The sequence below is a fragment of the Streptomyces kanamyceticus genome (assembly GCF_008704495.1).
Lineage (GTDB): Bacteria > Actinomycetota > Actinomycetes > Streptomycetales > Streptomycetaceae > Streptomyces > Streptomyces kanamyceticus.
On the sequence record NZ_CP023699.1, the window covers coordinates 9,634,133 to 9,648,345 of the forward strand.

Sequence of the window (14,213 nt, forward strand, 5' to 3'; positions counted from 1 at the left end):
GGCCGCGCCAGGGCCGCCGGTCACCGGGTGGCGCGCCGTCGCCCCTGCGGTGTTGCCCATGGCGCGGACGATGCGCGAGTGTGCTCTGTCATGGACTGTGAGCGGAACCATGCCGCGTTGCCTCTCTCCCGTCGTCAACTCCTCCTCGCCGCGGGCGCCACCGGCGCCGCGGGAGCGATCACCGCACTGGGCGCCACACCGGCCCTCGCCGCGCCGGACACCGAAATCGCCCTCTCCTTCACCCGGGGCACCAACGCGGCGGCGACGCTCGCGCCTGCCGGGGACCGGCTCGTCGCGGAGGCACAGGCCACGCTCTGGTCCCTGCCGCGCACCGGCGGGAAGGCCGTGCCGCTCACCCCCGCGGGGCTCGAACCGAACCGGCCCGTGCACGCCCCGGACGGCGAACTCGTGGCGTTCTGCGCCTACCAGGGAGGCGGCTTCCACATCTGGACCGTACGTCCGGACGGCACGCGGCTGCGGCAACGTACCGATGGACCCTGGGACGACCGGGGCCCCGCCTGGTCGCCCGACGGCACCCGCATCGCCTTCGCCTCCGAACGCGGCGGCGACCCCGTCGAGGGCAGCCCTTATCGCATCCACGTCCTGGACCTCGACAGCGGCAGGACGACCCGCGTCACCGGCCTGCCCGGACAGGACGGGCCGCTGCAGGACGGGGCGTGGGAGGACTTCGACCCCACCTGGTCGCCCGACGGGAAGCGGATCCTGTTCGTCCGGGGGACACCCGTCACCACGCCCCAGGGCACGAGCCTCAACTCCCGCACCGTCGCCGCGGTCGACGCCACGGGCACGGGCCCCGTCACCGTCGTCCACACCGACACCGGCGCCGCGCAGGTGATGACCCCTGCCCTGTCCGGGGGCGAGAGCAAGGGCGAGGTCGTCGGCGACGGCAAGGCGGGCGACGGGAAAGCGGACGGCGGCCGCCTCGCCTACCTGCGCACCACCGCGTCCCCGAGCGGCTCCTGCACCCTGGTCGTCGACGGCGAGCCCGTAGCCGTCGACGGGGACATCGCGCCCGTGCCCCCGCGCTGGGCCCCGGACGGACGCCTGCTGCTCACCGTGGACGGCCGCTTCACGCTCGTACGGCCGGACAGCCCCAAGACCACGGAGATCATCGCGTTCGACGCCACCCTCCCCGTGGACCGGCCCCGCTACCGCGTCAAGGAGTACGACCTCGGCCAGGGCAGTGCGCGTCCCGTGCGGGGCATCCACCTGCCCGCGCTCTCGCCCGACGGGCGGCAGATCGCCTTCGCGGCCCTCAACTCGCTCTGGCTGGCCGACACCTCGGGCGGCCGACCGCCCCGGCGGCTGCGCAAGGCGGCCGCCACCCACTACCTCCTCGGCCCCGTCTGGGCCCGCGACGGGAAGTCGCTCGTCTACGCCGACGACCGCGACGGACTGCTCGGCGTGCGCCGCCACGAGCTGGCCACCGGCGAGGAGAGCTCCCTCGCGACGGGCGGCCGCGTGCACCCCGCGCTCTCGCCCGACGGCAAGCGGCTCGCCTGCCTCGACCTCACCGGCGGACTCGTCGTGCGCGACCTGGCGGCCGGCACCGAACGCGTCCTGGTGACCCCGCTCGGCGGCGGCGGACTGCCCGGCAGGCCCAGCTGGTCGCCCGACGGCCGCCATCTCGTGCTCTGCGACCGCAACCGGCTCAACCTCCGCTTCCGCGAGGGCTACAACCTCATCCGCGTCGTCGACGCCACCACCGGCGCCGACCGGCTGCACGCCGTCGCGCCCCACACCTCGATCTCCGACCGGTACGACTCGGGGCCCCTCTGGTCGCCGGACGGCCGGTGGCTCGCCGTGATCGTCGAGTCCGCGCTCTGTCTGCTGCCCGTCACGCCCGACGGCACCCCGCGCGGCGCCCTGCGCACGCTCACCCGCGAAGCCGCCGACCACCCCTCCTGGTCCGGGGACTCCCAGACGCTCCTCTACCTTTCCGGCACCCGGCTGCGCCTCATCGGCGTCGACGGCGGCGCGGCCCGCACCGTCCGCGTCCCCCTCGACGCGCGCAGGCCCACACCCGCCGACACGGTCGTGCACGCCGGACGGCTCTGGGACGGCACCGGTGAGAGCGTGCGCGACGACGTCGACATCGTGGTCCACGCCGGACGCGTCAGCGCCGTCGAACCCCACAAGGCCGCCCGCCACGCGGCCGCGAAGCACAGCGTCGACGCCTCGGACCGCACCGTCGTCCCCGGGCTCTGGGACACCCACACCCACCCCTGGCAGAGCACCTACGGCGGACGCCAGACCGTGGGCCAGCTCACCTACGGCATCACCACGGCGGTCTCCCTCGGCGGCTTCGCCCACGAACAGGCGCGCATCCGCGAGGCGGTGGCGGCCGGGCAGCTCGCCGGACCACGGCTGCTGACCACCGGCGAACTCCTCGACGGCGCCCGGGTCGCGTACAGCATGGGCCGGGCCCACACCACCCGCGCGGGCCTGCGCCGCTCGCTGGACCGGGCCGCCGCCCTCGACTGGGACTTCGTCAAGACCTACGTCCGCGCACCGGGCTGGATCATGGAGGAGGCCGCCCGGTTCGCGCACGAACGGCTCGGGGTGCGCACCGGCGGCCACCTCCTCTCGCCGGGCATCCAGCTGGGCCAGGACCTGACGAGTCATCTGCAGGCCACCCAGCGAGCCGAGTTCGGCCATGCGATCACCGCTTCCGGCCGGGCCTACGACGACGTGGAGGAGATCTACAGCGCGCCCGGCGCCCGCTTCTCCCTGATCGCCACGCCGTTCACCTCGGCGCCGCTGATCGGCGACGACCCGGGCCTCGCCGACGACCCGAGGGTCACCGCCGTCATGGCACCGTGGGACGCCGAGCTGGTGAAGAAGTCCGCGCAGGCACCGCCCACCGAGGCCCAACTGGCCACGCTGCGCACCGAGACCGACATCTACCGCAGGGTCCTCGCGGCGGGCGGCCTCGTGGCGCTCGGCACCGACCAGCCCATCGTCGCGGTCGGCCTCGCGCTGCACCTCGCGCTGCGCGCTCTGCACCGCGGCGGCCTGAGCCCGGCGCAGACGCTGCGCACCGCGACCGTGCTCCCCGCCCGGCTGTTCGGCGTCGACCGCGACCTCGGCACCGTGGAGCCCGGCAAACTCGCCGACCTCACCATGGTCGACGGCGACCCGTTCACGGACTTCCGCACCATGGTGCGCACGGTCGCGGTGATGCGCGGCGGAACGCCGTACACCACGAAGGACCTGGTGGCCGAGTTCGAGCCGTCCTCCCGGCGCCCGGGCGAACGGCGTGCCGCGGTCCCCGGCGGCGGCACGCCCGAGCGGGACGACTGGCTGGCGGTCGGTGAGCTGATGCGCAAGGACGGCTGCTGCTGATCCACGCCGTCATCGTCGGGGGCCGCGGCGCCGCTGCCGCCCCCGACGTCAACTTGACGCCGCCGGCCGCCAATTAGAGAGCCTCCCGTATACCGGGCGGCTTGCCCGGCGTCCGCTCCGACGCCCCCGCCGGTACACCAGACTGCTGCCCATGGAAGGAAAGGTTCCTGAGGAGAAGACCAGTTTCGTGGGGCGCGAGGCGGATCTGCGACGGCTGAGCGAATCGCTCGCGGCGCACCGCCTGGTGACCCTGACCGGCATGGGCGGCGTCGGCAAGACCCGCCTCGCCGTACGGGGCGCCCTCCGGGCCGGGGCCGGGTACCGCGACGGGGTGTGCTGGGCCGACCTGTCCCCGCTCATGGACGACCACCTGCTGACCGCGACCGTGTGCGACGCCGTGGGCCTCGCCGACCACACCCCCCGCATGCCGGTGGACGCGCTGCGGTCCTGGCTGCGCGGCAAGCAACTGCTCCTCGTCCTGGACTCCTGCGAGCATCTGACCGACCAGTGCCGCGGGTTGATCGGCGAGCTGCTCTCCGCCGCCCCCGGCCTGACCGTCCTCGCGACCAGCAGGCAACCGCTGCTCCTGTCCGCCGAACGCGTCCTGGACGTGGAGCCCCTGCCGGTCGGACCGGCGGCGTACCGGCAGCCGGGCGACGGGCCGACGGGCATCGAATCCGACGCACTACGCCTCTTCACCGACCGGGCCGCCCGTTTCGTCCCCCGGCAAACCCTCGAATCCCCTGACTGGGCGGCCGACGCCGCCGAGGTGTGCGAGCGCCTCGAAGGCATTCCGCTCGCCCTGGAGCTGGCGGGCGGGCAACTGCGCCACCGCAGCGTACGCAGCCTCGCCGACGGACTCGGCTCCCGGCTCGTCGAGCTCACCGGCACCCCGCGGGTGCGACCGCCCCGGCACCAGAGCCTGCGCACGACGATCGGCTGGAGCCACGAACTGTGCACGCCGGGGGAGCGGCTGCTGTGGGCGCGGCTCTCGGTGCTGCGGGGCCCGTTCGACCTCGGCATCGCCCAAGCGGTGGGCGTGGGCGGCCCTTTGACGAGCAGAGGGGTCACGTGGGCGCTCACCGGCCTGGTGCGGCAGTCGGTGGTCGGGCGGGACGGGCCCCGCTACCACATGCTCGACACCCTCAAGGAGTACGGCCGCATGTGGCTGGCGGAGCTCGGCGAGGAGGAACTCCTCGCCGACCGCCACGCGGAGTGTTTCCTCAATCTCGCGCGGCGCGCCGACGCCGAGTGGCTCGGCCCCCGGCAGACGCATTGGTACCGGCGCGTCAGCGAGGCCCACCCCGACCTGTGCGCGGCCCTGCACCGCCTGCTCGACCGCGCCCCTGCCGACGGCCTCGAACTGGTCAGCCGCGTGGCGTTCTTCTGGAGCTGCTGCGGCCATCTCCACGAGGCGCGCACCTACTTGGAGCGCGGCCTCGCCCTCCACCACGATCCTGGCCCCGTCCACACCCGCGCCCAGCTGGCGCTCGGGGTCGCCGCGCTCCTGCAGGGCCAGCACGAGACCGCCGAACGGCTCGGCGAGATCTGCGCGCGCGAGGCCGCGCGGGACGGCGACGGACAGGGCGTGCTCGCGGCCGGATACCTGCGGGGCATCACCTATCTGCTCACCGGGCGCCCCCTGGTCGCCCGTACGCTGGTGCTGCGCGCCCTGGAGGAGGTGCCCGGCGAGGACTTCGCCTCGGCCTCCCGGCTGCGCTGCCGCCTGGTCGACGTCTTCGCGCTCACGGCGCTCGGCGCCTTCGACGAGGCGATGGAGTCGGCGCGCGAGCTGCGTGCCGCCTGCGAGCGGATCGACGAGCACTGGACCCGGTCCTATCTGGACTACCAGCTGTCCCTGATCGCGCTCTTCCAGGACCGGCCGCGCGAGGCGGCCGACCACGCCCGTGCCATGCTCCTGGGCAAGCAGCGCATCGGCGACAGCTTCGGCATCGCCGTGGGCCTCGATCTGCTCGCCGCGGCATCGGCGGCGCAGGGCCGGGCCGAGCAGGCGGCACTGCTCTCCGGCACCGGTCACGCGTACTGGCGCAGTGTCGGCCATCCCCAGCGCGGCACACCGGAGTTGGCGCCGCTGCGCGCCAGGACGGAACAGCTGGCCCGCGCGGGCATCGGCTCGAAGGCGTACGCACGGGCACTGCGCCTAGGCGAGAGCGACACCGGCACGGGCCTCGCGCTGGCCCTCGGCGACGACTCCCAGGGGTTGCCCGACGACGAGGGCTGATCCGAGGACCGATCCAACGCGCCGTGACACTGACCTAACGCGCCGGGACAAAGAAAAAGGGAAAGGAGGAACACCCACTCCTTTCCACTCTCAACTTATAGCGCACAGGGGGGCTTGCGGCAAGGCCCCCGTGATGCCGCAGAATCTCTCGCCGAGGCCAGAACTTGCGGAAATGGGAGATTCATTCAGTGCATGTGTTTTTGTCGGTCTTCGGGGCGTGCGTGACGCCGGACTTCGCGGGTACGACCTCGGATCGGAGCTGATTCCATGACCCCCCTGAGCACCAGCGCGTTCGACCTGCCCGACCACCTCTCGCCCAAGGCCGACCCGAAGCTCATCGACGCCGACGAGCGGCACTTCGCCGCCGTCGCGGAGAGCCTGGAGCAGACGATCGCCGAGGTGTCCGACGCCCTGGAGACCGTACGCAGGGCGCCCGGCGGCACCGGCAGGGCGGCGATGGACCGGGACACCGAGATCCACCGGCTGACCGGCAGGCTGCGCGCCCTGCGCCGCTTCGGGCTCGACCTCTGTCTCGGCCACTTCGTCGGCGCGGACGATCCCGAGCCCGTCTACATCGGGCGCCTCGGCCTCACCGACAGCTCCGGGCGCCGCCTCCTGATCGACTGGCGCTCGCCCGCCGCCGAGCCGTTCTTCGCCGCGACGCACGCCAACCCGATGGGGCTCGTGAGCCGCCGCAGGTACCGCTGGACCCGGGGCCGGATCGGCGACTACTGGGACGAGGTCTTCACCGCCGAAGGACTCGAAGGGCATGCCGCGCTCGACGACCAGTCCGCGTTCATCGCGAGCCTCGGCGGCAACCGCTCCGACCGCATGCGGGACGTGCTCGGCACCATCCAGGCCGACCAGGACGCCATCATCCGCGCCGGATCGCGCGGCGCGCTCGTCGTCGACGGCGGTCCGGGCACGGGCAAGACGGTCGTCGCGCTGCACAGGACCGCCCACCTGCTGTACTCCGACCCGCGCCTGGGCCACCGCAAGGGCGGCGTGCTGTTCGTCGGACCGCACCAGCCCTACCTGTCGTACGTCGAGGACGTCCTGCCCAGCCTCGGCGAGGAGGGCGTGCAGACCTGCACGGTGCGGGACCTCGTCGCCGAGGGGGCCACGGCTCCGGAGGAGGCCGACCCGGAGGTGGCACGGCTGAAGTCGGGCGCGGGCATGGTGCACGCGATCGAGAAGGCCGTCAGGTTCTACGAGGAGCCGCCGACGGAGGCGATGACGGTCTCGACCGACTGGGCCGACGTCCGGCTGAGTGCCGCGGACTGGGCCGAGGCGTTCGACGCGCCGGGCCCCGGCACCCCGCACAACGAGGGGCGCGAGCAGGTCTGGGAGGAACTGGTCGCGATCCTCCTGGCCAAGGTCGACGACGACGTGCCCGCCGAACTCTTCGAGCGGTCGCTGCGGCACGACGAGGAGCTCGTCACGGCGCTGCACCGCGCATGGCCGCTGCTCGAAGCGGCCGACCTGGTCTCCGACCTGTGGACGGTCCCCGCCTACCTGCGGATGTGCGCCCCCTGGCTCGACCGGGACGAGGTGCGCAAGCTGGGGCGCAAGGCGGCTCCGCAGGCCTGGACGGTGTCCGACCTGCCGCTCCTGGACGCGGCGCGCCAGCGGCTCGGCGACCCGGAGGCCGCCCGGCTGAAGCGGCGGCAGGCGGCCATCCTCGCCGCGCAGCGCGAACGCATGGCGCAGGTCGTCGACAACCTGATCGACGCCGCGTCCGCATCCGGTGCCGACGGGGACGACGGCGAGGGCCTGGTGAGGATGTTGCGCGGGCAGGACGCCGGGGTGAGCCTGGTGGACGAGTCCGAACTGCCGCCCGCGGACCCCGATCTGCTCGCCGGGCCCTTCGCGCACATCGTCGTGGACGAGGCGCAGGAACTGACCGACGCGGAGTGGCAGATGCTGCTGCTGCGCTGCCCGTCCCGGAGCTTCACGATCGTCGGGGACCGGGCACAGGCCAGGCACGGGTTCACCGAATCCTGGCGGGAACGCCTGGAGCGGATCGGGCTCGACCGGGTCGAGATGGCGTCCCTGAGCATCAACTACCGCACGCCGCAAGAGGTCATGGCGGAGGCCGAACCGGCCATCCGGGCCGTGCTCCCCGACGCCAACGTGCCGACCTCGATCCGCGGCAGCGGCATCCCCGTCGTGCACGGATCCGTCGCGGAACGGGACGCGGTCCTGAAGAACTGGCTCGCCGCGAACGACGACGGGATCGCCTGTGTGATCGGCGACCCCACGTTCCGGGCGACGCCCCGGGTCAGGTCGCTGCCCCCGGAGCTGACGAAGGGACTGGAGTTCGACCTGGTCGTCCTCGTCGACCCGGAGGAGTTCGGTGCGGGCATCGAAGGGGCGGTCGACCGCTATGTCGCGATGACCCGCGCCACGCAGCGACTGGTCGTCCTCAGGAGTTCCTGACCGGACCCGTGGTGGCCACCGCGTACGTCAGGTGGTGGCCACCAGCAGATCCTCTCCGGTGGACGGGTAGAGACCGTCGCTCCGGCCCGCGAAGTAGCGTTCGGCGAGGGCGGTCCCCGGTACGTGCCTGGCTCGCGCGAAACCGGCGTCGTCGGCGAGGGCCAGCATCTCGGGCGGGCCGTAGGCGCTGCGGAACGGCGTCCCCTCGGCCCGCGTCAGGGGCCTGAACGCCTCGACCGCCGAGCGGTCGGACGGCGCGATGAACGCGGGCGTCAGCATGAAGGACAGGGCGAACGTCGAGCCGGGCGCGAGCCCGGCCACCCGGCGCAGGGTCGCCTCGTTGGCGTCCTTGGTGAGGTACATGCTGACGCCCGTACAGACGACGAGGGCCGGTTGTCCGGGATCGAATCCGGCCGCGGAGAGCCGCTCCCACCAGTCGGCGCCCGCCTCGAAGTCGACCGGCACCAGGCGCAGCCAGTCGGGGACCCCGAGGCCCAGCTCGATCAGCCGTCGGCGCTTCCACTCCTGGGTGTCGGGGTGGTCGATCTCGAACATCCGTAACCGGGCGGCGATGTCGGGCCTGCGCTGCGCGAACGTGTCGAGCCCCGCCCCCAGGACGACGTACTGGCCGACGCCGCGGGCACTCTCCTCGGCGACCAGGTCCTCGACGAACCTGGCCCGCCCCACGATGGCCGCCCGGAACCCGCTGCTGCCCCGCGGATCCATGTCGGGCCGCTCCTGCCACCCCTCGTCGGGCGCCGCGAGCCGCAGTCCGACCTCGTCCTGGAGCACATGGGGCGGCGCGTCGACCCGCACGTGCATCGCCCGCCAGAGCGCGACCCGCACCGCGGTGCTGTCCGGCACCTGCCTCTGTCCGTCACTCACGGTGTCCCCCTCGTCGCGGTCGGTTCCGGTGTGAGCCTAGAGGAGGGGGTACGACGGCGTGCCATGATCGAGAGGTGACGACACTCTTCCTGACCGTCGGTCTGCCCGGGGCCGGAAAGACCACGTGGGCCCGGCAACTCGCCGAGGAACACCGCGCGTTGCGGCTGACGCCGGACGAATGGATGATTCCGCTGTTCCACGCGCCGGAGGCGGACGGGAAGCGCGATGTGCTCGAAGGGCGGCTGCTCCGGCTCGCCCTGGAGGCGCTGCGGATCGGCACGAACGTCGTCCTGGACTTCGGGTGCTGGTCCCGCGCTGAGCGGTCCGCGATCCGCTGCCTCGTGGCGTCCGAGGGCGCGTCCTGCCGCCTCGTGTACGTGCCGGTGGACCGCGAGACGCAACGCGCGAGGATCGCCAGGCGCCAGGCGCTCACTCCAGGCGAGACCTTCCCCGTCACGGAAGCGGACCTGGTGCGCTGGCGGGCGCTGTTCGAGGAGCCAAACGAGGCGGAGCTCGACGGGGGCGAGCCGGACGGGCCGCCCCAGGGGTGGCCGGGATGGCCGGAGTGGGCCGCCGACCGATGGCCTTCGCTCGGGTGAGGGGCCCGCGGCGCCGACGGGTGGCTCACGGCACCGCGGGCGCGAGGCGCTTGACCTCGCGCAGTGTCGGGGCGGTCTCGATGCCCTGGATGCCGGGGAGCCGGCCGATGCGGCGGTCCACGTAGTCGTAGAGATCGGCGGGACCGCGGAAGATGCCGCTGGCGACGAGGTTGGAGGCGCCCGTGATCGCGGCGGCGAAGGCGATCTGCGGATGCGTGGCGAGGGCCTCGCCGACCGTACGCAGATGCCGGGGCGTCACGTTCAGCCAGATCCGCGTCGCCATGTGGAAACCGAGGAGCCGCGGGTCGAAGTCGACGGCGAGGACCAGGGCGCCCTCGCCGCGCAGCCGGTCGAGGTGGCGCTGGACGCTGGAGGGCGAGCGGCCGGTGGCGGCGGCGAGTTCGGGCAGGGTGGCGCGGCCGTCCCTGGCGAGCTCGGTGAACAGGACGCGGTCGGTGGCGTCGAGGGAGAGCGGAGGGGCGCTGTCCGCGCCGGAACCCACCGCCGCCGGTGCGTCCTGGGGCCGGAACCGGGTGGAGTGCCAGGTGCTGGTGGCGCCGATGAAGATCCGCATCATGCAGTGCGCGCTGACCGAGAGGACGTGCGGGGTGCGGGGGAGCCGGTCGAGGAGCAGCGCGTTGCGTTCGTCGGCCGTCCTCGCGTTGAGCGCGCAGTACAGCTCGGTGCCGCCGGAGGCGAGCGTGACCCAGCTGGTGTCGGGCCTGCGGGCGAGGGCGTCGGCGATCGTGCCCGCCGCGTCCGGCGTGCAGTGCACCCGCAGCAGCCAGCGGGTCAGGCCGAGGCGGGACACCACGGGCTGGCCGACGATGCGCAGCCCGCGGGGCCGCATCCGCTGATAGCGCCGGGCGACGGTGCGTTCGGAGACGCCCAGGTCGCGCGCGATGCGGCTGAAGGGGGCCCGGCCGTCCAGCTGCAGCGCCTGGAGCAGGCGTTGGTCGAGTTCGTCGAGACTGTCGTGATCCACCGCTGACCGCCCATTCGATGCCGGATCCTGCCGCTCTCCAGGGTATGGCTTGGGGCCTCGCGGTCCCGGCCCCGATGGTGGCGCGGTCACCTCGTCAGCCCTGCCGGAGAGTGGGAAATCATGCGTATCTGGGGGCCGTTGGTCGCCATCTGTCTGGGCACGTTCATGCTGCTCGTGGACGTCACCATCGTTCTGGTCGCCCTGCCGGCCATGTCGGATTCACTCGGCGCGTCACTGTCCCAGCTGCAGTGGGTCGCCGACGGCTACGCGCTCGCGGTGGCCGCCGCCCTGCTGGGCGCCGGAATGCTGGCGGATCTGCACGGCAGGCGCCGGATGTACGTCGGCGGGCTCGTCGTCTTCGCCCTGGCGTCGGTGGCCTGCGCCCTGGCACCGGACATGCCGGTCCTCATCGGCGCCCGCGTCGTCCAGGGCCTGGGCGCCGCGGCGATGTTCACCACCACCCTGTCGCTGATCAGCACGTTGTACACGGGCCGTCGGCTGGGCCTTGCCTTCGGCGCCTGGGCGGCGGTCGCCGCCAGCGCGTCCGCCCTGGGACCGGTCCTCGGCGGCCTGCTCACCCAGGCCCTCGACTGGCGGTGGATCTTCTTCGTCAACGTGCCGGTCACAGCGCTCGCGCTGGCGCTGACCTTCCGTCACATCCCGCGCTCCGCACCGTCGAAGCGGGACGCCGCACGACGCCTCGACGTACCCGGAGTGCTGCTGTTCGCGCTCGGCGCGGGCGGATGCGTGTACGCCGTGACCGAGGCGCACACCCAGGGGTGGGCGTCGGCCGCCACGCTCGTACCGCTGGGCGTCGCCATCGCCGCGTTCGTGGCCTTCGTCCGCGTACAGCACCGCCGGACGCATCCCCTGCTCGACCTGTCGCTGTTCCGCAGGCCCGCGTTCGGCGCGGCGATGATCACCATCGCGGTCGGCGAGGGCGCCGTGTACGGGATCCTGCCCTACACCTCGCTGTGGCTGCAGTCCGTGCGGCACCTCTCGCCGATCGGCGCGGGCCTCGTCGTCCTGCCGCACGCGGTGGCCGCGGCGTTGGTGGCGGTGGTGTGCGGGCGGTGGATGCCCACGCCGTCGCCGCGTCTGGGAGCCTGCCTCGGTCTTCTCCTCGCCGGGCTCGGCGTGGGCGCGGAGGGCTTCCTCGGCCCGGAATCGGGCTGGCCCGCCCTGGTGGGCGGCCTGGCGCTGAGCGGGGTCGGCATGGGCCTGGTCTTCCAGGTCGCCGCCTCCCTGGCGCTCGGCTCGGCTCCTCCGGAGCGCGCGGGCATGGCGAGCGGCACCTACAGCACCTTCGAACAGCTCGGGTACGCCTTCGGGGTCGCGGCCTTCGGGACCCTGGCCGTCTCGGCGATGACCGCGTCCCTCGACGGAAAGGTCACCGACGCCTCCGGCACCGCGGGGACCCTCTCCGGCGGCGGCGCCGACACCCTGCTCTCGACCGCGCCCGATGACCTGCGCCCCGGCCTCGACCACACCCTGCGCGAGGCCTTCGCCACCGGGCACAACACGCTGGCCCTCACCGCGGGAGCCCTGTGCCTGGCGGGCGCCGCGCTCGTCGTGTGGCTGACCCGGCGCCCGCGCGTCGCCGTGGCGCGAACGGGCGCGGGAGGTCATGAGGACCGAGGTCATGACGACCTATGTCATGACGGACCTATGTCATGACGGACCGACCCCGCCCGCGCCCGGGCGGGGTCCCCGCGTCACTTGCGCCAGAACAGGTGGTGCGTCACTCCGCTCGGACTCGGCACGACGTCCCGGTGGAACCGGTCGAGCAGGTCGTCGGGCGACTCCCACAGGCGCGAGCCGGAGCCGATCTTCAGCGAGGAGACCGCCACATGCAGGGTGTCGACCAGATCGGCTTCGAGGAACTGCCGGACGACGGTGGCGCCGCCACCGAGCCGGACGTCCTTGCCCTGCGCGGCCTCGCGCGCCTGCTCGAGGACCGCGGCCGGGTCGTCGTCGACGAAGTGGAACGTGGTCTCGCCCAGCGTGAACGAGGGGCGCAGGTGGTGCGTCATCACGAACACCGGCGTGTGGAACGGCGGTTCGTCGCCCCACCAGCCCTGCCATTCGTGATCCTGCCAAGGGCCGCGCTGGGGGCCGAACTTGTTCCGGCCCATGATCTCGGCGCCGATGTTGTTGGTGAAGTCCCGCGTGAGGTAGTCGTCGAGTCCGCGGCTGCCTCCCGGGTCGGTGCGGTTGGGCCAGCTGGCCGTCGCCCCGGCCCAGGCGAACATGTCACCGGGATCGGCGTCGCCGAAGGGCCTCTCCAGGCTCTGGTGCTCGCCCGCACCGAATCCGTCCCGCGAGACGTTGAAGTTCTGCACTCGCAGCAGCTGAGCCACGTGTTTCCTCCTGTGCCGGTGGTGCCAGTGGTGCCAGTAGTGGCGGTCAAAGGTAGGACCGCTCGGGCCGGCGGAACTCATCGGCGCGCGACCGATGCTTTCGAGCCTTCCGGCGGGCACGGGGATTGACGCCGTATGGCGGGTGCTGTGTGATCACGGCCGCCGTCCGCCCGACCAGGAGGTCACGTTGAGCGAGCAACCCCCCACACGCAGAGGTGTCCTGCGAGCCGTCGGCGGGCTCTCCGCCGCGCTCGCCGTCGGCGGCGCGGGCGTCGTCGCGGCCGCGTCGTCGGCGAGCGCGGCCGACGACGGCTTCGGCCTGCGGATCGTGGACCGCAACGAGAGCGATCCCCGCATGTGGTACTACCGGTTCGCGACCGGCGCGATCGGCTGGAACCCCGGGGTCAACGTCCTGCTCCCGGACGACTACCACACGAGCGGGCGCACGTACCCGGTCCTCTACCTCTTCCACGGCGGCGGCACCGACCAGGACTTCATCACCTTCGACCGGCTCGGCATCCGCGCCTGGACCGCGGGCAAGCCGATCATCGTCGTGATGCCCGACGGCGGACACGCGGGCTGGTACTCCAATCCGGTCACCTCCAACGTCGGACGCCGTGACTGGGAGACCTTCCACGTCGAGCAGCTCCTGCGCTGGGTCGAGGCGAACTTCCGCGCGTACGCCGAATACGACGGCCGCGCCGTCTCCGGCTTCTCGATGGGCGGCTTCGGCGCGCTGAAGTACGCGGCCAAGTACTACGGCCACTTCGCCTCGGTGAGCGCCCACTCGGGACCGGCGAGCATGCGGCGCGACGGAGGGCTCGTCACCCACTGGGCCAACGCCTCGTCCGCGGCCCTGGACCTGGGCGGCGGGACGGTCTACGGAGTGCCGTGGGACGAGGCCCGGGTCAACGCCGACAACCCGGTCCAGCGCGTCGAGAGCTACCGTAACAAGCGGATCTTCCTCGTCGCGGGCACCAGCCCCGACCCGGTCAACTGGTTCGACACGGTCAACGAGACCCAAGTGCTCGCGGGGCAGCGGGAGTTCCGCGGCCTGCTCGGCAATGCGGGCATCCCGCACGAGTGGTACGAGGAGCCGGGCGGCCACTTCGTCCGCGAACACCTCTTCCGGCGTGACCTCGACGGCATCATCGGGCGGCTGCGGCCCGCGTGAGCGGGTGTGCGGGGACGGCGTGAGCGGGCGCGCGGAGGACGGCGTGAAACTAGCGGTGTAGTGCAAGCACCGGGACATGTGGTGCGTCGTTGCGGGCAGTCGGAGTAAACCGGCGGTGAACTCCGCCGGACATCCGGGGGGACGGGCGGCGCCGACGCGCGGA

At 73.0% G+C, this 14,213-nt stretch carries 9 protein-coding genes; 6 read left to right on the top strand and 3 right to left on the bottom strand.

From position 1 onward, the window contains the following. Nucleotides 1-90 precede the first annotated feature (90 nt). The 3 genes from CP970_RS41605 (at nucleotide 91) to helR (ending at nucleotide 8,047) form a co-directional block, all read left to right on the top strand. Complete coding sequence (locus tag CP970_RS41605; RefSeq protein WP_055555304.1) at nucleotides 91-3,366, top strand: amidohydrolase family protein; 3,276 nt, start codon at nucleotides 91-93, stop codon at nucleotides 3,364-3,366. 151 nt (nucleotides 3,367-3,517) lie between these two features. Then, entirely contained in the window at nucleotides 3,518-5,608 is a 2,091-nt protein-coding gene (locus CP970_RS41610) for an ATP-binding protein (protein ID WP_055555301.1), read from the top strand. A gap of 267 nt (nucleotides 5,609-5,875) precedes the next feature. Next, nucleotides 5,876-8,047, top strand: coding sequence for an RNA polymerase recycling motor ATPase HelR (helR, locus tag CP970_RS41615; protein WP_055555299.1), 2,172 nt, complete (start codon nucleotides 5,876-5,878; stop codon nucleotides 8,045-8,047). 27 nt (nucleotides 8,048-8,074) lie between these two features. Here helR and CP970_RS41620 read toward each other — a convergent pair whose 3' ends face one another. Next, on the bottom strand, nucleotides 8,075-8,932 hold the full coding sequence (locus tag CP970_RS41620; RefSeq protein ID WP_055555297.1) for a class I SAM-dependent methyltransferase: 858 nt from the start codon (nucleotides 8,930-8,932) through the stop codon (nucleotides 8,075-8,077). 74 nt (nucleotides 8,933-9,006) lie between these two features. On the opposite strand from CP970_RS41620, the gene CP970_RS41625 reads away from it, so the two are divergent. Continuing rightward, nucleotides 9,007-9,531, top strand: coding sequence for an AAA family ATPase (locus CP970_RS41625; protein WP_055555295.1), 525 nt, complete (start codon nucleotides 9,007-9,009; stop codon nucleotides 9,529-9,531). A 25-nt stretch (nucleotides 9,532-9,556) separates the two neighbouring features. Here CP970_RS41625 and CP970_RS41630 read toward each other — a convergent pair whose 3' ends face one another. Beyond that, a complete protein-coding gene (locus tag CP970_RS41630) occupies nucleotides 9,557-10,516 on the bottom strand; it encodes an Lrp/AsnC family transcriptional regulator (protein WP_055555293.1) in 960 nt (319 codons plus the stop codon). A 120-nt stretch (nucleotides 10,517-10,636) separates the two neighbouring features. Between CP970_RS41630 and CP970_RS41635 the strand changes: the two genes are divergently transcribed. After that, complete coding sequence (locus CP970_RS41635; RefSeq protein ID WP_063806242.1) at nucleotides 10,637-12,193, top strand: MFS transporter; 1,557 nt, start codon at nucleotides 10,637-10,639, stop codon at nucleotides 12,191-12,193. 38 nt (nucleotides 12,194-12,231) lie between these two features. Here the strand turns inward: CP970_RS41635 and CP970_RS41640 are convergent, their stop codons facing one another. After that, nucleotides 12,232-12,876 carry a dihydrofolate reductase family protein gene (locus CP970_RS41640; protein WP_055555291.1) on the bottom strand — a complete coding sequence of 215 codons (645 nt, stop codon included), beginning with the start codon at nucleotides 12,874-12,876 and terminating at the stop codon, nucleotides 12,232-12,234. Between the two features lie 187 nt (nucleotides 12,877-13,063). Between CP970_RS41640 and CP970_RS41645 the strand changes: the two genes are divergently transcribed. Next, nucleotides 13,064-14,050 carry an alpha/beta hydrolase gene (locus tag CP970_RS41645; RefSeq protein ID WP_055555289.1) on the top strand — a complete coding sequence of 329 codons (987 nt, stop codon included), beginning with the start codon at nucleotides 13,064-13,066 and terminating at the stop codon, nucleotides 14,048-14,050. The last annotated feature ends 163 nt before the right edge of the window (nucleotides 14,051-14,213 follow it).

What these genes read in the sequence shown, in the direction of transcription:
- CP970_RS41605 (WP_055555304.1), top strand. Translation starts at nt 91, where the DNA reads ATGGACTGTGAGCGGAACCATGCCGCGTTGCCTCTCTCCCGTCGTCAA.
- CP970_RS41610 (WP_055555301.1), top strand. Translation starts at nt 3,518, where the DNA reads ATGGAAGGAAAGGTTCCTGAGGAGAAGACCAGTTTCGTGGGGCGCGAG.
- CP970_RS41635 (WP_063806242.1), top strand. Translation starts at nt 10,637, where the DNA reads ATGCGTATCTGGGGGCCGTTGGTCGCCATCTGTCTGGGCACGTTCATG.
- helR (WP_055555299.1), top strand. Translation starts at nt 5,876, where the DNA reads ATGACCCCCCTGAGCACCAGCGCGTTCGACCTGCCCGACCACCTCTCG.